Origin of the sequence: Streptomyces sp. NPDC048442 (assembly GCF_040651475.1) — a bacterium.
Lineage (GTDB): Bacteria > Actinomycetota > Actinomycetes > Streptomycetales > Streptomycetaceae > Streptomyces.
In genome coordinates, this window is record NZ_JBEZKB010000003.1 from 208,123 (window position 1) to 229,505 (window position 21,383).

Sequence of the window (21,383 nt, forward strand, 5' to 3'; positions counted from 1 at the left end):
CGGCGGGGTCAGAAGGCGAAGAGGGAGATGACCGCGATGTTGCAGAGCAGCAGCGCGCCCGCCGTCGGGATCTGCGCCTTGATCGGCCCGTACTGGTCCTTCAGCTCCAACAGCGCCGCCGGCACCAGGTTGAAGTTGGCCGCCATCGGCGTGCACAGCGTGCCGCAGAAGCCCGACAGCATGCCGACCGCGAGTACCACCGCGGGATCGCCGCCGGCCGTCTGGACCAGGACCGGCCAGCCGATGGCCGCCGTCATCACGGGGAACGCGGCGAAGGCGTTGCCCATGATGATCGTGAAGAGCGCCATGCCCAGGCAGTAGACGAGGACCGAGACGTAGACCATGCCGCTCGGCAGCACCGCCTCGGTGATCTTTCCGACCTGCGCGCCGACGCCCGTCTTCTGGAAGATCGAGCCGAGTACGGCGAGGAGCTGGGGCAGCAGCATGGCCCAGCCCATGGCCTCGACCATGTTGCGGCCCGCGTGGATCGGAACGGTGATCTTCTTCTCGCGGAGCAGGAACATTCCGACGGCCAGCGCCACCAGCGCGCCGATGCCGAGCCCCAGGATGGTCTCGCTGCCCTCCTGAAAGATCGGCTCCCCACCGATGTGGATCTTCTTCACCAGCGTCGCGCACAGCATCGCCACGACCGGAATCGTCAGCGCCGGGATGAAGAGCCTGCTGCCGAAGCGAACGGCGGACGCCGTGCGCTGCTCCGGCGTGGTGGTGCTGACCTTGCCTCGCCCGGTGAAGCCGCAGCCCGCCAGGACGATCATGATCAGGACGAGGACGCCGAGGGGCTCCGCGGGTGCCGACTTGTCGACCACCCACGTGCTGTAGACGAAGCCGACACCGAGCAGGCCCCAGAAGGCGGCGGTGCCGAACCGCTTGGGATTCGTACGGTCGAGGAACATCTGCGCGGCCATGATGAGGAAGATCGCGCCGATGAGCCAGTAGAACCACTCTGCCTTGATCACTTGGCCGTCTCCTTCTCGGTCGCGGCGGCGTCGGTGGCGGGACCGGCCTTGAGCTCGCGGGCCATCTGGCGGTCGAGGCGCAGCAGGCGTGCGCCGTGGATGAAGAAGGCGCAGACGGCGGTCGGGATCGCCCACAGGGCCAGGTGCAGGGGTTCGAGGTGCTGGTTGTACGTGGTGTTGACGAAGCCGGTGATCAGCAGGATCGAGCCGATGGCGAGGAAGCAGTCCTCGCCGAAGAACAGGCCGACGGTGTCCGCACCGGAGGAGTGCGAGCGCACCTTCTCGCGCCACTTCTCGGGCAGCGGCCCGTACTTCTTCTCGGCCGCGGCCTCCGCCATCGGCGCGACCAGCGGGCGTACGGTCTGGGCCGGACCGCCGAGGCTGGTGAGGCCGAGTGCGGAGGTGAGCTGGCGCAGGCCGAGGTAGAGGGTGAGGAAGCGTCCGGTGGTGAGCTTGGTGAAGCGGGAGATGAGGCGGCGGGCCTGCTCCTGGAGGCCGTAGCGCTCCAGGAGGCCGATCACCGGCAGTGTGATCACGAAGATCGTCACGGACCGGCTGGAGGCGAAGCCCTCGCCGAACGAGGCGAGCACTTCACGCGGCGACAAGCCGCCGAGCAGGCCGGTGGCTATGCCGGCGACGCCGACCACCAGCAGGGGATTGCGTCGGGTGGCGAAACCTGCGATCACCACGACGACGCCGAGAAGGACGATCATTCGTCGCCCGCCTTCCAGTCAGTCGGTCTCGGTCCGCGCCGGACGACCAGCTGAGTGCAGCTGGGTGCAGCTGAGTGGCGGCGTGACGGACCAGCGGATTCCGGTGACAGTAAGGTATTGCTCAACAATCCCACAATGGTTTCCGCCATACGGACTTTCCCGGGTTTCCAGGTAACTTCCGGTGGCCGGGGGACGGCGAGTGATCGAGGAGGAGCCTTGAGGTTTGGTGAGGGCGCGGATTCCGGCGCCGACAGCGGCACGGGCACGGGCACCGGCAGTGGCAGGGGCACGGGCAGCGGCACCGGCAGTGGCAGCGGCACGGGCACCGGCACTGGCACTGGCACTGGCACTGGCACTGGCACCGGCACCGGTACTGCTCAGCGCGTGGCCTCGTCCCTGCGCGACCGCATCGCCGACGCCGGCCTGAAGCCCGGCGAGCAGTTGCCCGAGGCGGCGCTCGCCCAGGCGTACGGCGTCTCGCGCAACACAGTGCGCGAGGCGTTCCGGCTGCTGGTACACGAGCGGCTGGTGGTGCACGAGTTCAACCGGGGTGTCTTTGTACGGGTCCCGGGCCCGGCCGACATCACCGACATCTACGCGGTGCGGTTCGCGCTGGAGACCGCGGGCGTACGGGCCGCGGGTCCGGCAGCGCCACGGCTCGTCGCCGATGTGCTCCGCGCCGTGGAGGACGGCGAGAACGCCGCCGCGACCGGCGACTGGCCGCACGTCGCCGACGCGGGGATTCACTTCCACCGCGCCCTCGCCGCCCTCGCGGGCAGCCCGCGCACCGACTCCTACATGAGCGCGATCCTCGCCGAACTCCGCCTGGTCTTCCAGGCGATGCCCTCCCCGGCCCACCTCCACGAACCGTTCGTCGGCCGTAACCGGGTCATCGCCGAGCAGGTCCGTGACGGGGAACTGCTAGCGGCGGAAGCCGAGTTGAGGAGCTACCTCGCCGACTCGCGGCAGCTGATCCTCGACACGCTCGCGACCCAAGCGTCTCAAGTGTCCCCGACGGAGGTACGAGCATGACCACCACCGAGCCCCCCATCACTGAGCCGCCCACCACCGAGCCCCCCACCATCGACCTCAACGCCGACCTCGGCGAAGGCTTCGGCCGCTGGACGCTCACCGACGACGAGGCGCTGCTGTCCGTCGTCACCAGTGCCAACGTCGCCTGCGGCTTCCACGCGGGTGACCCCGTGACGATGCGCCGAGTGTGCGAGCTGGCCGCCGAGCGCGGGGTGCGGATCGGCGCCCAGGTCTCGTACCGCGACCTGGCGGGCTTCGGGCGGCGCGCGATGGACGTGCCCACGGACGAGCTTGCCGCCGAAGTCGCGTACCAGATCGGCGCGTTGGAGGTCTTTGCCCGTGCGGCGGGCTCCCGCGTCGCCTATGTGAAACCCCATGGCGCGCTCTACAACCGCACCGTCGACGACGTGGAGCAGGCCGCGGCCGTCGTCGCCGGTGTACGGATGGCGGGCGGCGACCTGCCCATCCTCGGCCTCTCCGGCTCGGAGCTGCTCGCGGAGGCCGAGGGTGCCCAACTCACCTGCATCACTGAGGCGTTCGCCGACCGCGCCTACACGGTGCACGGCACCCTGGTGTCCCGCCGCGAGCCAGGTGCGGTGATCCACGACCCGGACGCGGTGGTCGCCCGCTCGGTCGCGATCGCCACGGAGGGCCGGGTCACGGCGCTGTCCGGCGAAGAGATCCCGGTGGAAGCCCGCTCCCTGTGCCTGCACGGCGACACCCCGGGCGCGGCACAGCTTGCAGGGCGCGTACGGGCCGAACTGCTGCGAGCGGGAGTGAAGTTGGAGGCGTTCGCGTGAGCGCCCACATGCGTACGAGTGCGACAGCGCCAACCGGACGTGCGCCGGGCCGAGCCCCTGCGCGCGGACCTCATACGGGAGGCCCTCGGGTGAGCACGAGTATGCGTACGGTCGTGGGTGCGCGTACGACCGCGAGCACCGCCGCCGTCCCGACGGCCCCCTCGTGCGCTTGCCCCGCCCAACGGGAGGTTTTCGCATGAGTATCAGCGGTGCGTCCTCCTCCGCAGACACCCCGGCAGCCCCGGCCCCGGCTCCCACCCCGGCCCCGGTTCCGCTCTTTCCCCTGCGCATCCGCCCCATGGGCCCCCACGCCCTCCTCGTCGAGCTCGACGGTCTCCCCGAGGCCCAGGCCTTTCACGCCGAGCTCCTCCGGCGTCGCGCCGCCGACGCACTGCCTGCCGTTCGCGACATCGTCCCGGCGGCCAGGACCGTTCTCCTCGACGGGCTCGCCGACCCGCAGGCTCTCGCCGTCGCCCTCCGTACCTGGCACATTCCGCCGCTCGCAGCCGAGGAAGGGCCGCTGGTCGAGATTCCGGTGCGGTACGACGGGCCCGACCTCGACGACGTGGCAGGCCTCTGGGGCATGTCGGCCGACCGCGTCCCCGCGACCCTCGGCGCGCTCGAACTCCGGGTCGCCTTCTGTGGGTTCGCCCCCGGGTTCGGCTATCTGACCGGGCTGCCCACAGCCCTTCACCTGCCCCGCCGCGCCACCCCGCGCACTGCCGTACCTGCCGGATCGGTGGCCCTCGCGGGTGAGTACGCGGGCGTCTACCCCCGTTCGTCCCCCGGCGGCTGGCAACTCATCGGCACCACCGGCGCCGTTCTGTGGGACCCCCGCCGCGAACCGGCCGCACTGCTCGCCCCCGGCACCAGAGTGCGCTTCACCGAGGAGCCCCGTACGTGACGACCATGGACCGCGCGACGAACGTGGACACCTCGGCCGCCCTCGAAGTCGTACGCCCCGGAGCCCTCACCACCGTCCAGGACGAGGGCCGCCCCGGCCATGCCCACCTGGGCGTTCCCCGCTCGGGGGCCCTCGACGCACATGCCCACCGGCTGGCCAACCGCCTCGTGGGGAACCCCTGTGGCGCGGCCACCCTGGAGACCACCCTCGACGGTGTCTCCCTCCGCGCACTTGTGCCCGTGACGGTCGCCGTCACCGGCGCCCCGTGCCCGGTACGGGTCAACGGCCGGCCCGCCCCCTGGGGATCCCCGGTACGCGTACCCGTAGGCGCGCTCCTCGACATCGGCCGCCCAACTTCCGGTCTCCGTACGTACGTTGCCTTCGCCGGCGGCATCACTGTCGAGCCCGTCCTCGGCAGCCGCTCCACCGACCTCCTCTCCGGCCTCGGTCCCGACCCGCTCGCCCCCGGCGTCCTGCTCCCGGTGGGCGCCGCGCACCCGACGCCGCCCACCGTGGACGCGGTGCCCTGGCAGGCCCCGCCCTCCGAGCTGGTCCTGCCGCTGCTGCTCGGCCCCCGCCACGACTGGTTCACCGCTGAAGCGATCCGCGTGCTGGCCGCCCCCGGCTACCGCGTCTCCCCGGCCGCCAACCGCATCGGCCTGCGTACCGAGGGCCCGGCCCTCGCCCGTACCAAGGACGAGGAACTTCCCAGCGAGGGAATGGTGTTGGGCGCGGTCCAGGTTCCCCCGGACGGACTCCCGGTGGTCTTCCTCGCCGACCACCCGGTGACCGGCGGCTACCCGGTGATCGGCGTGGTCCCCGAAGAACACCTCCCGGCGGCGGCCCAGGCGGTCCCGGGCACGCCGATCCGGTTCGTGGTGCGGGGCTGGGCAGGGGCTGCCCCCACCGGGTGATGCGAGGGCCACCGCTACGTACTGCTGACGTCGAACCAGTGGCACTTCAAGAGGGCGACGGCTGCGGGCGAAGGGATTCGCGGCCGATCCGCTGACCGGACTCGTAGATGGTGACGGTCTGGTTCTTGACGTCGATGCGGTAGCGGTACGGGCCGTTGCTGGCCTCGTAGCCGTCCGCGGTCGTTCGCGCCGGCATGGCGATTCCGCCCTCCCGGCGATCACTGAACTCGCCGAAATAGAAGAGTTCCTCCTCCCCCGTACGGCACAGGACGATCTGCTTGTTCTGGGTGCTGAATGCGTCGACCAGTTCCGCGCCGGAACCGGTACCGGGCAGCTCCGCAGCGATCCTCGGCGGGCAGGAGGGCGGGGTGCTCGCAGTCGATTCCGGTTCCGGCGCACTCTTGTCGGAGCCGCTCAGACTGCTGCACGCCTGGAGCGCGAGGTAGAGGAAGACCCCTATGACGATCAAGCCCAGGCAACTCTGCCCGCAGCTGTTCTGCTTGGGCCTCGCAGGGGTGCGCGAGGGAGGAGCGTAGTACGTCGGTGAGGGTGCGGGCGTCCAGGCCGGGGTGGGATCGGGAGCCGGTGGTGGTGTGGGCGTCGGGGCAGGTGCAGGGGTATAGCCGGTCGTGCCGGCGCTGGGATAGAAGACTTCGGGGCGCCGGGGAGGCACGGTGCGGCTCGTGGTCCTACGAGGACCGGCCGACCGGGTGCCGGTCGGTGCAGGTTTGGCACTGGAGGCAGCAGTGCCCGAGCCGGGCGATGCTGTCCTCCGGGGCTCCGACCTGCTTGCCGACGGTTTTTTCGGCACCGACTTCTTGGCGGGATTCGGCACCGACTTCTTGGCGGTGGAAATCTTGGGAGCGACGCGGGGGCGCGGGGTCACGCATGCTACGCAACGCTTGTCCTGGGGGCCGTTGACGTTGTGGCATTCCCCGCACCGCCAGTTTGCTTCCGTCACCGTTCATCTCTTTCTGCTGCCCGCACAGGGGTCCTCAGGATTCCGATGAGCTGTCGATCCGTTCGAGAACTGCGGCATACAGCTCTTCCGAGGGCGCCGCTGCCGGAGCAGCGATCCACTCCTGGGAGTCACAGGTGACCCGGCGGAGAGGAAGCTGCTCCGCGGCGTTTTCCACCAGCTCCTTGATGCCGTGGTCGGCTGCCAACCGCTCCGCGAAACGGGCAGCTTGCGCGGCGTACTGACAGGGGACATCGACGCGCACGGTGATCAGATCCGACGGGAACACCGTGCCCTCCTGCCGGGACTGGGACTGGGACCGGAACCGGAAGAGGAGGCGGCGTCCGCCGTCCTGACCGTGCGCGCGGACGGCGAGGGAGACGCAGTGGCTTGCCAGCAGGTCGACGGTGCCCATGCCGCCCCACTGGAACTCGAGCCTGCCCTCTGTTTCCTCCAGTGTGAAACCGGGCCACTCCAGTCTCACAGGCTGTTCGCGATCGTCTCGATGATCTCGTCCATCTCGAACTCCTCCAGGCCTGCACCGGCCTTGGAAGGGAAGTGAAGAGTCAGGTCCCACTCCTCGGCAATGGGGTCGTCCCACGGAGCCTGATCCGGAGCGAAGAGCACCAGTCGCTTCGCGGACTGCTCCATCACCGCGCTCTGGCTTCGGGGATAGCCCCACTGCTCAAGAAGGTCGTCCATGTTCCGCGGAATTCCGGCCGGATACGTCTGGGCGGAGGCACCGACCGTTCCCAGCGCATGGGCCGGGGCGTCCGTGAACATGACGATGACGTGCCGCCTGCGGTCGAGTCCCCCTTCCCAGGGGGAGTTGATGGCGAGGGCAAGCGCTTCGAGCCCGGATTCGGGGATGTCGCCACCGCCACCGGCATCGATGTCAGCAACGAACTCTTCGAACTCTTTGGACTGGGAAGGGAGATGGAGGAAATCGGTCTGCTCAATGGCGTCGGCCGGGTTGTCTCCGAAGTCCCGGAAGGCGATCACCTTCAGCCGTAGCTGACTGATGGACTTCCCCTTCTTTGCCATGACGTCATCGAGGTGATCGTGAAATTTCACCGCGCTCGACTTGACGGTGTCGAGGACCGGGAACATGCTGCCGGTTGCATCAATGCAGAGCACGATGTCGACGGCGTACTGCAGGTTTCCTTGGTACTGGTTGTTTTCGGAAGTCATGTGTCGTCTCCGGTGGGCGTGGGAAAATGAATTAAAGGAAGGATGGTGTGCCGGGTCAGGGATTGCGCCGGTGCCCCAGGTTGATGCGTACCCGGGACTTCTTCGGTTCGGCGGACCGAACGGGATCGGCGCTCTCCGGAACATCGGAAGCGGCGGCTTCCGGGGGGTTCTCGGAGGCGGACGCGGTGCGACCCGTGAAATTGGTCCTGATACGGCTGGTGCGGGGCCCGGGGACAGTCGTGGACTCGGGCTCCGGCTCGGTTGTGCCCGGCCGCTTGTGGGTCAGCGCACATACCTCGGGATCTGTCAGTGCTTTGAGATATGTCCCCACGCGGGGCCGGGCCCTCGGTTCTCGCGCTGTCATGGCACGGAGCAGGCCCTGCACGGAGGCGGACAGCCGTACATCGAAGGTCAGGTCCTCGCCGGCGTTGACCGCGTCCGCCGGTGACGCGAATCGTTCGGCGTACCGGGGCGGAGCCCCGGTCAGATAGAGGTGCGTCATCAGGCCGAGGGCGAACACATCGACCGCGGTGGTCAGCTGGTCCGCCCGTACGGTTTCGTCCCCCTGTAGATATCTGCGCCACTCAGGGGCACCGTACAGGGAGTCACCGGCAATGTCCTCCGGGCCGGGAGGATTGCCGGAGGGGTAGGAGTCGTCGAAGTCGATCAGCTTCGCGGTGTGGAATGCCATGCCCTCCTGCTTCTGCACCAGCACATTGAGCGGTTTGAGATCGCCGTGCACGATCTGGATTTCGTGCAATTGCTGCAGGCTCAGGGCCAGGGTCCTCAAGAGCACTGCTTTGTGGCGCGGTTCGAGCGATTGAGGCTTTTCCAGGCTGGCCGTGTCGATGCGTTCCGTGACCTTGTAGTAGGTGCTGCCCTCGTGGAAGAAGTCGACGGCGAGAACGATGTTGCCGCTGCCCCGTGCATCCGGGCGCAGCCGCTCCATGATGGTCCGGTGCCGGAGCTCGAATTCTTCGCACACCTCCAACCGGATACGTTTACTCTTCGCGCTCGCCGTGGAGGCTTCGCGCGGACGTTTCGGTTCCAGGAACCGTTTCAGGAAGTACTCTTGACCGTTCTTCTCGGCGAAGGCCCAGATGCATTTGCCGCCATTGGCATTCGTCGGCTCGCTGATGATGCGGTATCCGGCGATCTCGTCACCCAGTTTCATGCCGAACCCTCCGGTAGTGACGGCAGATACGATTCGTAATCGCTGCGATATTCCTGCCAGGTGCGGTTCTGCCAGTCACGCAGGAGTTCAACCTGCTGGAAGTCCCTCGGCTTGGAACGCACATAGCGATCAACCACTTCCCGGTGGCGTTCCGTGAACGAGGATCGGAGTGCGTCGAAGCTGTCGTATCCGAGGGAGACAATGGCGAGAGAGGCGTCATCTGCGGTGTACTTCTGCACCGCGAGGCTCAGTTGGTCCGCCCAGTCCCGCTGGCTGTGAGAGGTCGTGAGCGTGTGCAGAAGCGCGCACTCGAACTCCGCGGGGGTAGTGAGGTAGCCGAAAAATCCGTCGGTTGCCGCGAGGAGTACGCAGGGCAGCCCCAGGGAAAGTTGCTGGGAATCGATGACGAAGTGCCGGTCCGCGGACACCACGTTGGTCATGGGCGGGTCGGAGCGGAGCAGTTCCAGCGTGTCGTCCTCGTCGGTGTGGTCGCGGGTCAGGACGCGCAGTCCGCCATCGGGGGAGAAGACATAGGCGCGTGAGTCTCCGGCCCAGAACGCCTCCAGATCGAGCTGCCCCTGACCCACCTTGTAGCGCACGGCAGCCAGAGTGGTGGGCAGCTGACGCCGCATCTTGCCCACGATCTTGCTGTGCCGCTTCGGCGCGTGGGCGAGGAAGTAGCCGAGGTATTCGTGGAACCGTTGCGCGGTCATCGGTTCCCCTGCTGCCACCGCGTCGTGAAACCAGTGGTCGAGGGCGAGCCGGGCGACCCGTGAGCCGACCCATGCTCCGGTGCGTGCCTCGCCGCCCGGGGATTGCCAGGCCGGGGACGAGCCGGATCCGCCCAAGCCGTCGAAGACCGCGATCAGACCCTGCTGCGTGCCGAGATGGTGTGCGGCGAATGGTTCGGCGTCCTCGCCCCGACCTGGGACGCGCTCTGTCCAGACGGTGGCGAGGTGCACGTTCGGCCGCTCCTGGTGCCACACCCTCGGCGCAGGAAGTGCACGGGCGGCACCGGTGTGCTGTGGAGGAGTCGCGGCCAGGGCGGGGTACGGCGGTACACGCGGGTCCGGGCGTGCCGGTGGGAGGCCGGGCCGTGCCTCCCGTACCCCCCGGGCTTCCTCTGCCGCTCCTGTTTCCCGCGCACCGTGGATGCCGCTCAACGTTGGCTCCCCTTGCTGTGTGGTCCGCGACCGTCCGCCGGACGCTTGGCCGTTCCCCGTACGCGGCTCACCCGCCGGGGTGGCTCCGTGGCAGGTACTTCCGGCGCAGGGGAGGCCGTGACCGCGGGGTCTGTTCGAGAGCCTGCGGAAGGAATCCGGGACCGGGCGGCCGACGGGGGCAGCGGCTCGTCCTCGGGCGGCAACCCGCCTCCCCGGTCCGGCTCCGGTCCAAGTCCGCCTCTCCGGTCCGGTTCCGGCGCGAGCCCGCTGCCCCGGTCCGGCTCCTTCCCGAGCCCGGCTTCCCGGTCCGCCAGTACCTCCCCCCGAAGGGCGGTCCTCCGCGGCCGTTCCGGGTCTCCGGCGCCAGGTGCCGGGGGCCGGTCAAAACCGAGTGATCCGCGCAGCCGGCCGCGTCGCGCATCGTCGAACAGGCTGCCGTTGTCGTGCAGAGCTTCCTCCACCACCGTGCGTTCGAGCTCCGCCTGCTCGAAGGGTTCACGATGCGCGTCACCGCGTTCCAGCACCAGACGCACCATCTCGCGCCGTGCCTCCCGCTTTTCCGCCTCGCCCTTCTCGATCCAGGCGAGAGCGGCCCGCGCTCCTTCCTTCTCCATGATCTCTGCGATCAGCCCCTCCACGCCTTCGTCGCGAAGCATGTCCAGATGCCGTTTGCGCCGCATTCCGTCCAGCCGGGTCTCCCGGACGACATCCCGGTACGCACGCCCGCTCGCCGCGATCTCGTCCTCGTCGACAAGCAACTCGATCTGGATGTTGCGCAGTTGTACGGCCGAGTCGCCGGTGAATTCCCGGACGGCTTCATTGAGGGCCTGCTCGGCTTCGTGGAACTCGGCGATGTCGAAGTTCCGCGAGACCTGTCGGAGCATGCGCCGGACGGGCCCGTACAAGGTGCCGCTCATATCCCGGATGCCGCGGCGAACGACTTCCGCGGGATCGGCGGCGCAGCACACCAGGACCACCCGGCCACGGAACGAGAAGGTGACGTCCCTGCTGAGCAATGGCATGTCGAGCACCAGCCGATGTTCCGTCATGTCGACGGTGAACACACTCTGATACGTCCCGAAGCGGGCGGCGGCAATCTCCTCGCCCGCACGGATGACGAGGGCGGACCCGTCGTCCGGAACCAGTACCAGGGCCTTCCCCGGTTCCGGAGGCCGTAGCGGGTTCATCAGCCGCCAGCGCGGCAGCGTCTGGCTGTCCAGCACCGGGTCGTACGTCAGTTGTTCCACTGTCTCTCCCTGTCGGCTGTCGATGCCCCGGCTGGGTGGCTGTGCTCGTGGAGGGCGGGCGGTTCTGTCCAAGGGGTCAGGAGGGTCAGGTCGACTGCTTGACGGCCAGCCACAGCTCCTGAGCGTGAGGCGTGGGCCGTTCGCGGTCGTGCGACCACTTCTCCAGCCACCAGAGGATGCGGCTGCGGTGCTTTCCCGGTTTGCAGGAGATGTCCAGCAGCAGTTCGCGGATGGAGTCCAGGGCGCCGGGACACAGATCGGCGTACTGGTCCAGCCACGTCCGTAGAGCGTCGAACGCCTGATCCTGTACGGGTTGGCGGGCCATCGCGCGTGCCCACAGCTCCGCGAGCTGTTCGGGGTGCCGGGAAACCTCGCTGAGCAGCATCGGGACGCCCGGCGTCGATCGCGGCGAGCTGCCGGCGGACTCCTCGTACGGCCTGGACACCGCGAAGACGAATACCGACAGGGCCTTCACCACCATCGGTGACAGGTCCTTGGGGGCGGACCAGCGGAGGAACGCATTGAGTACCTGGTCGACCCGGCCCTGGTGCAGCAGGTGCACGCTTCCCCAGGCAACCGGAGTCAGGGTGCCCCAGTCGTCTCCCCGGTCGAGCGCGCTGCCCAGCACGTCGAGCGCGCGCTCCGGCGAGTCCCGGCCCAGCAGTCCGCCCACCGCGTTCGCAGCCGTACCGGCCAGCCTTCTGTCGTACGCCGAGGTGCCGTTGCCCGCCCAGGCGCGCAACAGGTCCCACACCGGCTCCGTCGATTCCGGGCGGCTGCCCGCCACTCCGAGAGCGGTTGCCGCGGCCTGCCGCAGCGGCCAGGAGGTCGAGCCTGCCCAGGACTTGAGGAAGCGGTGCACCGCATAGTGGTGGTCGGCCCAGGCCAGCACCCCGGCGGCCACTGCGGCGCGGGCCCGCACTTCGAGGTCGGCATGGGTGAGGAGGCGGCGCAGCCAGGTCAGGACGGCGGCCCTGCACCCGTCGAGTGTGGTCCAGGCATAGACGAGTACCACTTGACGCAACAGGGTGCTGCGGAAGCGAACCGTGGGAGGCCCGCCTGCAGGGTGCAGCCTTCCGGATTCGGGGTGGGCCGGTTCGGGGTGGGCCAGTTCGATCCAGGGCTGTTCTTCGCTCAGCCGGTCCCGAAAACGGAGGTCGGGCGGCACCTCGGTTGCGCTCGAGGGGGCGAGAGCCGTACGCAGCGCCACGGCGGCGTCGGCGACCGTGAGATAGCTGCTGTCCTCCAGAACGGCGGCGGCGAGCGCGAAGGCGATGGCTTCGGGTGTCCGATGACGGCTGAACCAGGCGAAAACCTGCTCGCTCGGGTCGCGCAACGCGGCGACAGCGGCCGTCAGGTCACCGTCCGCGGCGATCGTCGAGGCCAGCCGGGCGGCATGCCCGGCCGAAGGTCGCTCGTAGAGGGCGGCGGCGGCACCGGACTCCGCCAATTGCGCGCGCAGTTGCTGGTGCAGCCCGGGTCCCGCACCGTGCCCCAGCACCCGGTGTTCCACCAGAGCCACCGGGTCCACCGCAGCGAGTTGATGACGGGCGAGCGCCTCGCCTCCGGGCTGGGCGGCCGCCAGCGCGAGCTGGTGTCCCCCGACGAGTACGAGATGGCTGTGGGCGGCCTTGAGGCTTGCCGCGGTTTCGGCCAGACCACGCAGGCCTGTCTCGCCCAGGGCCTCGACGCCCGAGGGGCCCTCGTCGAGGAGTACGAGATAGCCGCTGTTCCTGGACGGGGGCTCCCAGCCGGGAGCCGTGATCACGGAAGGGGTATGTATGCGGGCGCAGTTGCCGCCTTCGCCGCCGCTCAAGGCCATCGCTTCGGCGAGCAGGTTGACAGCCGCCGCCTCGCGGCCGGTGCCGGGCGGGGCGGTCAGGACCAGCAAATGGCAGCTGCGAAGGGAATCCAGCGCCTCGTGGTATCCGTCGGGATGGATGTACCGCTCGGTGAATTCCCCGAGTTCGTGTGCATCGAGCGGCACGGCAGCGGATCCGCCCGAAGCGCGGCTGCTCGGCCTGCCGCCGGTGTGGAATCCGCCGCCGAAGCTGACGGAGTCGTTGAAGAGCGCCAGGGTGCCGATCCGGGTGCCCGAGGCCTCGGAGTTGAGGCGCTGGGCGATGAGGTCGGCGATGGCGCCCGCCTGGACCGCTTCCGCCCGCTCCGCTTCGTCTGCCCCGCCACCACGGGCCAACGACAGCAGCGCGTCCGATTCGCTGACGGGGCCGTCGTTCTCCTGGCCGGATTCCGCCGACCCGGAGGCAGGCACACTGCTGACGGCCTCCGGTGGCGCCGCATCGTCACTTTCGGGAGACGGCTCCCCCGGGAATTCGTCGTTCATGGGCTCTCGGTCTTCAGTACCGGTCGATGGCCTGCGGAACGCCGTTGGGTCAGGAGATGTTCCAGTCGCCCTTGATCTCGACCTTCTCGTTGAAGACCTGGGCGTTCTTGATCAGAGCGGCGTTGACCTGAGCTCCGTCGCCTCCCCGTGCAGCCACGGCTTCGTCCACCAGCCGTCGTACATCGGTCTCGAATTCGTGGTCACGCAGCATATGTACCTGAAGCATCCTGCGCAGTTGCTCCTGCGCATCCTCGTCGTCAGGGCTCTGCTGCACGTGGACGAGTGCGTCCTCGGCTGCGTTGTCGCCCCGGAAACGGGCCCGGATCCGCTCGGCCAGACGTGTCCCGCCGGCCCATCCGGACCGGCCGGCCTCCTGTCCTGCGGACTCCAGCATGCCCTTGACGAGCAGCGCTACCCCAGCAGCAGCGGCAGCAGTGATCGGATCCATGCGTTCCCCCATCTCACCTACGGGTGTCTCACCATGCACGCTAAGCGATCACGTTACCCGGAGTCGCGGGGTGCCTGGAAATCACTCCGCTGTCGGCTGGAAATAGCCCAACCACCTTGCAAAATGGAAGAATTGTTCGCAACCGCGCACTACTCGGGCAGCACCGAGGTGATTCCCGACAGCGAGAAGACCCGGCCGGCGTCGCGCAGGTGGCAGTACGCCTCCAGGTACGGCGGATCGAAGGTGAGCGTGCTCAGGGTGCGGACCGTGCGGGCGCCGGAGGCGGCGGTGTAGTGGATGGCGATCGGGCGGTTCTCGTGGATGGCGTGGGCGAGCTGGCGGATGTCCGTCAGGGTCAGTGACGTCGCGTAGTACGCCAGGATTTCCTCGGTGGCCGTGTCGAACGGGATGCCGCTCTCAGGGTCGGGCACCGGATTGCGGTCCGGTGCGGTGCGCAGGCAGGACAGCAGGTCGGGGGTCGTCCGTGGCCCTGCGGGAACGGTGCGGGGCAGGAAGGGGAAGGTGGCGGCCAGGGTCGTGCCATCGGCCTTGCGTGTACGGGAGTGAGCGGATTTACGGGGCCGGGGCACGCCAAGCGTGCCGTCCGGGGATTCCGGGACCGGGGCGTAACCCTCGGCGCGCAGGGCTTCCAGGGCGGCTTCCGTCGACGCCGTGCCGATGAGGACGGTCGGGGCCAGGAGGCGCAGCCCGAGAGCGGGGGCGAGGGTCCGGTGGGCGGCGAGTTCGGCGAGCAGGGCCGTGTCCTCGGTGTGCAGGACGCAGGCCGCCGAAGCGACCCGGACGTGGCCGTGGCGTCGGGCCGTGTCGGCAATCAAGTAGGCGAGCGGCTGCGGGAGTTCGGCCTGCGCGGAGGCTTTGCGGAGGGCGGCGGAGATACGGTCGGGGGTCTCGCCCCCGTCCATGGCCCGGCGCAGTGAACCCGGGCTGATGCGCCACACCGCCGACGTCGCGGACGCCGCCCCCGGCTCACGGTCGGCGAGCCCGTCGAGGACGGCGGCGAGCTCCGCGCCAGGGGTACCGGTGGCGACGGCGGTGAGGTCCGCGCCGATGCGCACCCGGTCCACGGTTCCCGGCAACAGCCGCTGCGCGTAGGAGTGGAGGTCCTCGGGGTCGTTGGCGAGGAGGGCGGCCCCGAGCGTCGAGAGCGCACCCCTGGCCAGCACGCCGAGCGCCTCCGCCTCGGCAACGAGATGACTGAATGGTGCGGGGTGTGGCGTGAGTTGGCTGTCGTAGGGGCGCAACCAGGCCAACAGCTCGGTGAGTTGGGCGGAGGTGGACACCCCGCGCCCTTCGGGGAGTGCGGCCCCGGCCCTCAGCAGCTCCTCGCGGGCGGCCCGGCAACCCGGGCAGGTATCGCGCCAAAGCGCGGCCGGAAGCGGCTTCCCGTCCGTGTCGCGGGACAGCGTCGGAGTATGGCCGCACCGCCACCACACCCAGGCCAGCACGGCGTACCGGGCGGCAGGCTCCCGGCCGAGCCAGTTGTCGTACTGCGGTTGCATCGCCGACAGTTCCCCGTCGTGCCACTCCCCGAGCAGCCCCGCCTCAAGTCCGCAGCCCAGCACCAGCCGTACCACCGACTCCTGGCAGCCGGTCGCCCTGCCGAGCCGCGCGATCTCACGCGCGCCGACCCCGCCGGACTTCAACAGGGCCAACGGGCGCGCCGCGCACTGGGCGAGCACCGCTGCGGCCTGCCCGGCGAACGCGGTCGCGGCAGCCGCCGCCTCCCGCTCCACCTCGTCCGCCCCCACCGGTACGAGAGCGGGTGCGGGTGGCTGCGGATCGTACGGGGCCCGCCAGTTGGGGCCGCGCAGGGCCATGGTGACCTCGGACGGGATCACGTCGGGCCCCATCGAGAAATCGGTGCCGACGAGCAACGCCCGTTCGCGCAGCCACCGGCGTTCCGGGCTTTCCGTCACCTTGTACCGCTCGGGCCGGTCGGCCGCCAGGATCTTGTACGCTCCGGGCGGCGCGGTGCCGATCAGTTCGCGCAGCCGAACCTGATCGTCGTGGTGCGTCAGGAGTGCCGACACCCGCTGCTCGCGGCGGGTGCCGGGCGGCAGGCCGAGGGTCTTGAGGGTCCGGCCCAGGTGCTCGGAGGTGAATCGGCCGGTCAGGTCCACCAGGGAAGGCCCGAGCCCCAGTGGATGCGACCAGAATGCGGCCAGCGCGGGCGAGGAGTGCAGCAGCCCGTCCGGGCCCGGCCATGCGAGGGCGAGGTCGGCGAGCTGGTCGAGGGCGGGCGACAGGTCGTCGGAGCCCTTGCCGATGAGAGCACCAACTGTGCGCACATCCACGGGTGTTGACAACGCCGCCATCACTTCGGCGACCTGATGGCCGGGCAACGGCAGCAGAGCCATGGCTGCCGCGACGGACCCGGGGCGCTGCAACCGGTCGGCGATCTCCCCGAACGTCTGCGGCTCCGGGTCCCGTACGGCATCGGGGCGGGCGTCGAGGATGCGGCGGAGCTGCGTGTCGTCCAGGGAGCGCAGCCAGGGGGCGAGGGAGGCGGAGATGGGAGGTCACCTCTGGTTCTGGGTGCGCCCCGCGCGGATAAACACCCGGGCGGGGCACGGTGGTTCGGCGGTTCAGATGTGCGTGGTGTGCGCGAGGAAGTTGTTCCAGGCGGCGGGGGAGAGGGTGAGCTCGGGGCTGTCGGTGAGCTTGGAGTCACGGACGTGGACGGTGGTGGGGCAGGTGGCTACTTCGACGCAGTCGTCGCCCTGGCTGCTGCTGTAGCTGGACTTGTACCAGGAGAGGGCGACCTCGACGCAGCTGTCGCCCTGGCTGCTGCTGTAGCTGCTCTTGAACCATGCCAGTTCCGTCGTGCTCATGCTTCTCCTCGCATCATCCGCTGCATCAAGCTCAGGGAGTCCTTGGCACTTAGAGCCTGTGAGGTCATCCTGGCATACCGCAACTTCAGGGTGCTGACCACTTTTGGGTCAGTGAGCATGAGGCCGCTCGCTTGGCCTTCCACGTAGCCGAGCCACTTGTTTTCCGGTGTTTCCAGCAGATGCAGGGACCCCTGGAGACCTGCATGTTCGCCTTGCCTCAGCGGCATGATCTGGATCGTGATGTTCCGCTGCTGGACCAGCTCAATGAGATGCGCGAGAAGTTCCTGCCGGGCCTCCTCCCCGCCCAAACCTCGATGGAAGAGGTGCTCCTCCAGGATGAAGGCGAAGGTCGTGTTCGGCCTCTGATGGAGGAGTTGCTGACGCTCGGCGCGGGCCCTCTGCTGGTCTTCGATCTGCTCGTCGCTCAGCGGCGGCAGGTGCGCCGAGTGCAGTGCCGCGCTGTACTTCTCGGTCTGCAACAGGCCGGGGACCACCCGGCATTCGTACGTGTAGAGGGTGATCGCGCTCTTCTCGAGTTCGGCCCACTGCCGGAACCACCGCGCCAGCCCCGGCTTCCTCGAAAGATGCTTCGCCGCGCCCCGGATCGCCCCGAACGCGTCCAGCACCTCCTCCGCCCGCTCCACGAACGACGCCGACGGAAAGCGCCGCCCCTGCTCGATCGAGGCGACCGTCGGGAGTGAGTACCCGACCACGTGGGCGAACTCCTCCTGTGTCAGATTCGCCCGCCTGCGGAAGGCCTTGACGACCTCCCCGAAGCCCTTGAGGCTGTCCGTGACCTCCGGTTCCGCTCCGCCGTTGCCCGTCGCACCGTCCGTGTCGTACGTCATCCTGCTCACCTCTCGCGCCGTACGTCCCCGCGCACCACCAACACGCCCATCGTTACGGGCTGTTACCAGTCGTGTCTACGGTGCGTACCCGTACGCTGCCGCAGCGTACGGGTCGCTGATCTGTTGAACAGGCCCTGGCCAGCGCCACATTGGGCACATGACGCCACCCCCGCCCCAGCAGAGCGCGGTCACCGTACGTACGTTCGTGCAACTGCTCAGCCCGACCGAGCGCGGCGCCCGCCTCGCCCGGCAGCTCGCGCTCCACCAGTGTCACGAGTGGGGAATCCTGTACGGGAGCGAGATCTCCGACGCCGTCGCGCAGATCGTCGCGGAGCTGGCCGCGAATGCCGTGACTCATGGGCGGGTCAGAGGCCGGGACTTCGAGCTCCGCCTCGTACACCTTGACCACGAGGCAGACGCCCTCCTGCGCATCGAGGTCTCCGACGCACGTGGCGAGCGTCGGCTGCCGGAGCCGGGGGCCCTTCGCGAGCCCGCCCCCGGTGCGGACTCCGGGCGCGGGCTGCTTCTGGTCGAAGCATTGGCCGACCGGTGGTGCGTACGGGACCGGGAGTTCGGCGGGAAGACTGTTCGAGCTGAGATCGACATTGACCGAACGGGCCGCTGGTGAGGGCGGGTTGTGATGCCATGTGCTCCTGAAGTCCACATCCATGTGGATTCTGTGAGTGGGGGGTTTGCATGCTTCGTAGGAATGGCATTCGGGTAGCCGTGCCGGTCGCGGTCGGAGTGGTCGGGCTGCTCGCGTGTGCGGTGGCTCCGGCGCAGGCCGCGCCGAAGCACCAGGGGGGCGTCCACTTCGGCTGGATCCAGTACAACGGACCCGGTGCGGACAACGGCTCGAACGCCAGCCGGAACTCCGAGTACGTCCAGATCCACAATGCCGGCCGGTCAGCCGTGCAGCTCAATGGCTACAAGGTGCGGGACAAGAACGGCTGGACGTACACCTTCCGCGCGCTGAAGCTCGGCGCGGGGAAGACGGTGACCCTGCGGACCGGGGCCGGTCGCAACACGGCCGCGAACGTGTACTGGGATCACCGCTACCGGGGGCGCGCCGCGTACGTCTGGAACAACAGCGGCACGGAGACCGCCACCCTGCTCAACACCAAGGGCAAGAGCGTCGACTCCTGCACCTGGAAGGGCAAGGGCCAGCGCACCAAGGCCGAGAACGTGAACTGCCACTGAGGCTGATGCTGGGGTGTGGCCGGCCGCCCCCGGAAAGCCTTCTCGGCCTCCGGGGGCGGCTGTCTCACGGGCCTGAAGGTGCGTCAGGTGGTGATCGTGGCGACAGGGTCGACGCCGTACGTGCGGGCGTAGCCGTTCTCGGTGCCTACGAGCAGGTCGACGACCTCGAAATAGCGGTCCCAGAAGGGGGTTTCGCGCAGTACATCGATGAGGAGCTGGTAGGCGCCGTGGTCATCGGCCTCCCAGACCCAGACGTCGGTGACGCGGGTGGAGTAGAACTCCGTGTCGTAGAAGCGCGATCGGACTCCGGTGGTCCTGGCCTTGATCGCGGGGATGACTTGGGTGGCGAACGCGTTCACCCGCTCCTTCGGGGTCATGGCGAGCCATTCGGGCATGGTCTTGACGAGCATGAACGCGGTGACCGGAGGTGCGGTCGGTGTTTCGGTTGTCTCGGCGGGCATAACGGTGGACACGGAGGGCCTCCAAAGTAGTGAACAGATCTGCTGGGAAAGGGACTTCAGGAGAGAACGGCGGGCTTGAGTACCCGTGCGCACCACTGCTCGAAGCTGGTGGGGGACGCCGTCTCCGGGGTACGGGTGACGCCCGCGTCGAGGCCCTCGTCCTTGGCCCGCTTCATGTCGACGACGCCCCGCGCGAACTCCTCGTTGAGGCCGTAGCCGACGAGTTCCGCGTAGAGCGCGTCGAGTGACTGGCGTTCGTAACGGACGGGGCGGCCGAACTGCGCGGTCATGATGCGCGCCAGGTCGTTCGGGGACAGGTCCTGCGGCCCGAGAACCGGGACGCTGTCGCTGCCGGTCCACGAACGGTCCAGCAGCAGGCCCGCCGCGACGGCCGCGATGTCGGCGACGGCGACGCGGGGCACCTTGTGGTCGGCGTCCGCGGTGTCGGTGAAGACGCCCTTCTCGCGGATCGTGCCGGCCTCCTCCAGAAGGTTCTCGAAGAAGGACGGGTTGGCCAACGCCCGGTACGCCACGCCGGATTCGGCGATGAGGTCGTCCGCGGCGAGGGAGGCGGTGACCAGTCCCGCGCGGTTCGCGACCGCGGTGCCCCGACCGAGCGCGGAGATGCCGACGACGTGGCCGACTCCGTGAGCGGCGAGCGCCTTCGCGGCGGGGCGGGTGAAGCCGGGGAAGGCGTCCTCCGGGGTCAGGGAAGCGTCCGGAGGGGCGAGCCAGAAAACGGCGTCCGCACCCTCGAAGGCACGGTCGACGACCTCGGCGTCACCGTGCGAGCCAGCGATCACCTCGACGCGGTCGCGGATGTCGCCGGGCAGCCGGGCGGGGTCGCGTACGACCACGCGCAGCGTTTCTTCGTGGGTGGACTCCAGGAGCAGGGGCAGCAGTTGGCTGCCGATGTTCCCGGTCGGAGCAGTGACAACGATCATGAAAACCTCGTGGGTCGCGCCGGATGGGGTATGCCCCTCATCCTGCGGAGTGCCGCCGTGTTGCCACAATGGGAACTTCAGCACTGAATCATTGCCTGAAATGGAATTATGCCCATGACCAGCAGTCCAGTCAGCAGTAGCCCAGTCAGTAGTAGTCCAGTCAGCGGCAGCCCAGGCAGCAGTAGCCCAGTCGGCGGCAGCCCGGTGACCAGCAGTCGAGAGCCTGTCGTCGACGCCAATCTCGCCCTCGCCCTGAACGCTCTGCTGACCGAGCAGAGCGTCACCCGGGCCGCCGCCCGCCTGCACACGTCCCCCGCCGCGATGAGCCGCACGCTCGCCCGCCTCCGGCGCATCCTCCAGGACCCCCTCCTGGTCAGGGCCGGCCAGACGATGGTCCCCACCCCGCGCGCCCTGGCCCTGCGCGACGAGGCCGCCGCGGTGGTGCGCGACATCGGCGCGCTGCTCACTCCCGGCGCCGGTGTGGACCCCGCCGCACTGCGCGCCACCTTCACCCTTCAGGCGGCCGACCTGGTGGGCGCGGCGCTCGTCCCCGGGCTGCTGCGGCTGGTCCGGGAGGAGGCGCCGGGGGTCTCGCTCCGGTTCCTGGCGGAGGAGTGGGAGGACGGACCGGCGCTGCGCGAGGGCCGGGTCGCCCTGGAGGTCGGGTCCATCGACCACGTCGACCCCGAGACCCGGGTCGAAGAGCTGGCCACCTTCCGGATGGCGGCGGCCGTCAGGCAGGGGCACCCCCTTGCCGAAGGGCCCCTGACCCCGGAGCGGCTCGCCGCCGCCGAACACGTCGCGGTGAGCCGCCGCGGCCGGTTCGCCGGTCCCCTGGACACCGCGCTGGCCGAACGGAATCTCCAGCGGCGAGTCGCCGTCGTACTCCCCAGCCATATCGCCGCGATGGCGCTCGCCGCCCGCAGCGATGTGGTGTGCCTCGTCCCCGTCGTGCCTTCCGGCACGGCTCCCTCCTCCCTCACCGAGTCCGTGACCGCCCTTGGGCTGCGCCTCCTCGACATCCCGCTGCCCCTGCCGCCAGTGGTCCTCGGCATGGCATGGCACCCTCGCCACGCCGCGGACGGGGGCCACCACTGGCTCCGCGGCGCCGTGCGCCGGACCCTTCAGGCATCCGGGAGTCCGGCCACGTGACGCGGCCGGACTCCTCAGGCCCCTGGGAGCCCGGCCGTGCGAGGCGCCCCGTCGGTGCCCG

The 21,383-nt window shown here is 69.2% G+C and carries 22 protein-coding genes; 7 read left to right on the forward strand and 15 right to left on the reverse strand.

Annotation, left to right across the window (positions count from 1 at the left end; all coding sequences use genetic code 11):
- Window positions 1-8: 8 nt before the first annotated feature.
- Window positions 9-977 carry a DUF979 domain-containing protein gene (locus AB0D18_RS06875; protein ID WP_362413712.1) on the reverse strand — a complete coding sequence of 323 codons (969 nt, stop codon included), beginning with the start codon at window positions 975-977 and terminating at the stop codon, window positions 9-11.
- On the reverse strand, window positions 974-1,690 hold the full coding sequence (locus AB0D18_RS06880) for a DUF969 domain-containing protein (protein ID WP_362413713.1): 717 nt from the start codon (window positions 1,688-1,690) through the stop codon (window positions 974-976). Before AB0D18_RS06880 ends, AB0D18_RS06875 begins: the two co-directional genes overlap by 4 nt.
- Before the next feature lie 384 nt (window positions 1,691-2,074).
- On the opposite strand from AB0D18_RS06880, the gene AB0D18_RS06885 reads away from it, so the two are divergent.
- The 4 genes from AB0D18_RS06885 to AB0D18_RS06900 all read left to right on the forward strand — a co-directional run bounded on the left by AB0D18_RS06885 (window position 2,075) and on the right by AB0D18_RS06900 (window position 5,340).
- Window positions 2,075-2,722, forward strand: coding sequence for a GntR family transcriptional regulator (locus tag AB0D18_RS06885; protein WP_362413715.1), 648 nt, complete (start codon window positions 2,075-2,077; stop codon window positions 2,720-2,722).
- Window positions 2,719-3,522: a 5-oxoprolinase subunit PxpA gene (locus AB0D18_RS06890; RefSeq protein ID WP_362413717.1), complete on the forward strand. Its 804-nt coding sequence runs from the start codon at window positions 2,719-2,721 to the stop codon at window positions 3,520-3,522. Before AB0D18_RS06885 ends, AB0D18_RS06890 begins: the two co-directional genes overlap by 4 nt.
- A 298-nt stretch (window positions 3,523-3,820) precedes the next feature.
- On the forward strand, window positions 3,821-4,426 hold the full coding sequence (locus AB0D18_RS06895) for an allophanate hydrolase subunit 1 (RefSeq protein ID WP_362414068.1): 606 nt from the start codon (window positions 3,821-3,823) through the stop codon (window positions 4,424-4,426).
- Between the two features lie 5 nt (window positions 4,427-4,431).
- The gene (locus AB0D18_RS06900; RefSeq protein WP_362414070.1) at window positions 4,432-5,340 is read left to right on the forward strand and encodes a biotin-dependent carboxyltransferase family protein; all 909 of its coding nucleotides are present in this window, start codon (window positions 4,432-4,434) and stop codon (window positions 5,338-5,340) included.
- A 46-nt stretch (window positions 5,341-5,386) separates the two neighbouring features.
- On the opposite strand, the gene AB0D18_RS06905 is transcribed toward AB0D18_RS06900, so the two are convergent.
- The 11 genes from AB0D18_RS06905 to AB0D18_RS06955 all read right to left on the reverse strand — a co-directional run bounded on the left by AB0D18_RS06905 (window position 5,387) and on the right by AB0D18_RS06955 (window position 17,565).
- On the reverse strand, window positions 5,387-5,809 hold the full coding sequence (locus tag AB0D18_RS06905) for a hypothetical protein (protein ID WP_362413719.1): 423 nt from the start codon (window positions 5,807-5,809) through the stop codon (window positions 5,387-5,389).
- Between the two features lie 526 nt (window positions 5,810-6,335).
- Window positions 6,336-6,713, reverse strand: a complete 378-nt coding sequence (locus AB0D18_RS06910; protein WP_362413720.1) for a hypothetical protein — start codon at window positions 6,711-6,713, stop codon at window positions 6,336-6,338.
- 65 nt (window positions 6,714-6,778) lie between these two features.
- Window positions 6,779-7,489, reverse strand: a complete 711-nt coding sequence (locus AB0D18_RS06915) for a vWA domain-containing protein (protein WP_362413722.1) — start codon at window positions 7,487-7,489, stop codon at window positions 6,779-6,781.
- A gap of 55 nt (window positions 7,490-7,544) precedes the next feature.
- Window positions 7,545-8,663, reverse strand: coding sequence for a protein kinase (locus tag AB0D18_RS06920; RefSeq protein WP_362413724.1), 1,119 nt, complete (start codon window positions 8,661-8,663; stop codon window positions 7,545-7,547).
- Complete coding sequence (locus AB0D18_RS06925) at window positions 8,660-9,625, reverse strand: protein phosphatase 2C domain-containing protein (protein WP_362413726.1); 966 nt, start codon at window positions 9,623-9,625, stop codon at window positions 8,660-8,662. The genes AB0D18_RS06920 and AB0D18_RS06925 overlap by 4 nt, the downstream gene beginning before the upstream one ends.
- Window positions 9,626-9,822: 197 nt before the next feature.
- Complete coding sequence (locus tag AB0D18_RS06930; protein WP_362413728.1) at window positions 9,823-11,073, reverse strand: hypothetical protein; 1,251 nt, start codon at window positions 11,071-11,073, stop codon at window positions 9,823-9,825.
- Between the two features lie 85 nt (window positions 11,074-11,158).
- Window positions 11,159-13,417 carry a hypothetical protein gene (locus AB0D18_RS06935; protein WP_362413730.1) on the reverse strand — a complete coding sequence of 753 codons (2,259 nt, stop codon included), beginning with the start codon at window positions 13,415-13,417 and terminating at the stop codon, window positions 11,159-11,161.
- Between the two features lie 49 nt (window positions 13,418-13,466).
- Window positions 13,467-13,865: a hypothetical protein gene (locus tag AB0D18_RS06940; protein ID WP_362413732.1), complete on the reverse strand. Its 399-nt coding sequence runs from the start codon at window positions 13,863-13,865 to the stop codon at window positions 13,467-13,469.
- Window positions 13,866-14,014: 149 nt separating this feature from the next.
- Complete coding sequence (locus tag AB0D18_RS06945; protein ID WP_362413733.1) at window positions 14,015-16,174, reverse strand: helicase-associated domain-containing protein; 2,160 nt, start codon at window positions 16,172-16,174, stop codon at window positions 14,015-14,017.
- A gap of 297 nt (window positions 16,175-16,471) precedes the next feature.
- Complete coding sequence (locus AB0D18_RS06950; RefSeq protein ID WP_362413735.1) at window positions 16,472-16,717, reverse strand: DUF397 domain-containing protein; 246 nt, start codon at window positions 16,715-16,717, stop codon at window positions 16,472-16,474.
- Window positions 16,714-17,565 (reverse strand): helix-turn-helix transcriptional regulator, encoded by an 852-nt coding sequence (locus AB0D18_RS06955; protein ID WP_362413737.1) that lies wholly within the window; start codon window positions 17,563-17,565, stop codon window positions 16,714-16,716. Before AB0D18_RS06955 ends, AB0D18_RS06950 begins: the two co-directional genes overlap by 4 nt.
- Window positions 17,566-17,722: 157 nt before the next feature.
- Between AB0D18_RS06955 and AB0D18_RS06960 the strand changes: the two genes are divergently transcribed.
- Window positions 17,723-18,193: an ATP-binding protein gene (locus AB0D18_RS06960; RefSeq protein WP_362413739.1), complete on the forward strand. Its 471-nt coding sequence runs from the start codon at window positions 17,723-17,725 to the stop codon at window positions 18,191-18,193.
- 68 nt (window positions 18,194-18,261) lie between these two features.
- Window positions 18,262-18,765, forward strand: coding sequence for a lamin tail domain-containing protein (locus AB0D18_RS06965; RefSeq protein WP_362413741.1), 504 nt, complete (start codon window positions 18,262-18,264; stop codon window positions 18,763-18,765).
- An 83-nt stretch (window positions 18,766-18,848) separates the two neighbouring features.
- On the opposite strand, the gene AB0D18_RS06970 is transcribed toward AB0D18_RS06965, so the two are convergent.
- Together AB0D18_RS06970 and AB0D18_RS06975 are read right to left on the reverse strand one after the other, a co-directional pair.
- Window positions 18,849-19,226: a darcynin family protein gene (locus AB0D18_RS06970; protein ID WP_362414072.1), complete on the reverse strand. Its 378-nt coding sequence runs from the start codon at window positions 19,224-19,226 to the stop codon at window positions 18,849-18,851.
- A 56-nt stretch (window positions 19,227-19,282) separates the two neighbouring features.
- Window positions 19,283-20,170: an NAD(P)H-binding protein gene (locus AB0D18_RS06975; protein ID WP_362413742.1), complete on the reverse strand. Its 888-nt coding sequence runs from the start codon at window positions 20,168-20,170 to the stop codon at window positions 19,283-19,285.
- Between the two features lie 204 nt (window positions 20,171-20,374).
- Here AB0D18_RS06975 and AB0D18_RS06980 point away from each other — a divergent pair, with 204 nt between their 5' ends.
- The gene (locus AB0D18_RS06980; protein ID WP_362413744.1) at window positions 20,375-21,322 is read left to right on the forward strand and encodes a LysR family transcriptional regulator; all 948 of its coding nucleotides are present in this window, start codon (window positions 20,375-20,377) and stop codon (window positions 21,320-21,322) included.
- Window positions 21,323-21,383: the final 61 nt, after the last annotated feature.

Bases quoted from the DNA above. Each gene is read 5' to 3' on its own strand.
- AB0D18_RS06880 (WP_362413713.1), bottom strand. From the start codon at position 1,690: ATGATCGTCCTTCTCGGCGTCGTCGTGGTGATCGCAGGTTTCGCCACC.
- AB0D18_RS06890 (WP_362413717.1), top strand. From the start codon at position 2,719: ATGACCACCACCGAGCCCCCCATCACTGAGCCGCCCACCACCGAGCCC.
- AB0D18_RS06895 (WP_362414068.1), top strand. From the start codon at position 3,821: ATGGGCCCCCACGCCCTCCTCGTCGAGCTCGACGGTCTCCCCGAGGCC.
- AB0D18_RS06900 (WP_362414070.1), top strand. From the start codon at position 4,432: ATGGACCGCGCGACGAACGTGGACACCTCGGCCGCCCTCGAAGTCGTA.
- AB0D18_RS06910 (WP_362413720.1), bottom strand. From the start codon at position 6,713: ATGGGCACCGTCGACCTGCTGGCAAGCCACTGCGTCTCCCTCGCCGTC.
- AB0D18_RS06915 (WP_362413722.1), bottom strand. From the start codon at position 7,489: ATGACTTCCGAAAACAACCAGTACCAAGGAAACCTGCAGTACGCCGTC.
- AB0D18_RS06920 (WP_362413724.1), bottom strand. From the start codon at position 8,663: ATGAAACTGGGTGACGAGATCGCCGGATACCGCATCATCAGCGAGCCG.
- AB0D18_RS06935 (WP_362413730.1), bottom strand. From the start codon at position 13,417: ATGAACGACGAATTCCCGGGGGAGCCGTCTCCCGAAAGTGACGATGCG.
- AB0D18_RS06940 (WP_362413732.1), bottom strand. From the start codon at position 13,865: ATGGATCCGATCACTGCTGCCGCTGCTGCTGGGGTAGCGCTGCTCGTC.
- AB0D18_RS06950 (WP_362413735.1), bottom strand. From the start codon at position 16,717: ATGAGCACGACGGAACTGGCATGGTTCAAGAGCAGCTACAGCAGCAGC.
- AB0D18_RS06955 (WP_362413737.1), bottom strand. From the start codon at position 17,565: ATGACGTACGACACGGACGGTGCGACGGGCAACGGCGGAGCGGAACCG.
- AB0D18_RS06960 (WP_362413739.1), top strand. From the start codon at position 17,723: ATGACGCCACCCCCGCCCCAGCAGAGCGCGGTCACCGTACGTACGTTC.
- AB0D18_RS06965 (WP_362413741.1), top strand. From the start codon at position 18,262: ATGCTTCGTAGGAATGGCATTCGGGTAGCCGTGCCGGTCGCGGTCGGA.
- AB0D18_RS06970 (WP_362414072.1), bottom strand. From the start codon at position 19,226: ATGCCCGCCGAGACAACCGAAACACCGACCGCACCTCCGGTCACCGCG.
- AB0D18_RS06975 (WP_362413742.1), bottom strand. From the start codon at position 20,170: ATGATCGTTGTCACTGCTCCGACCGGGAACATCGGCAGCCAACTGCTG.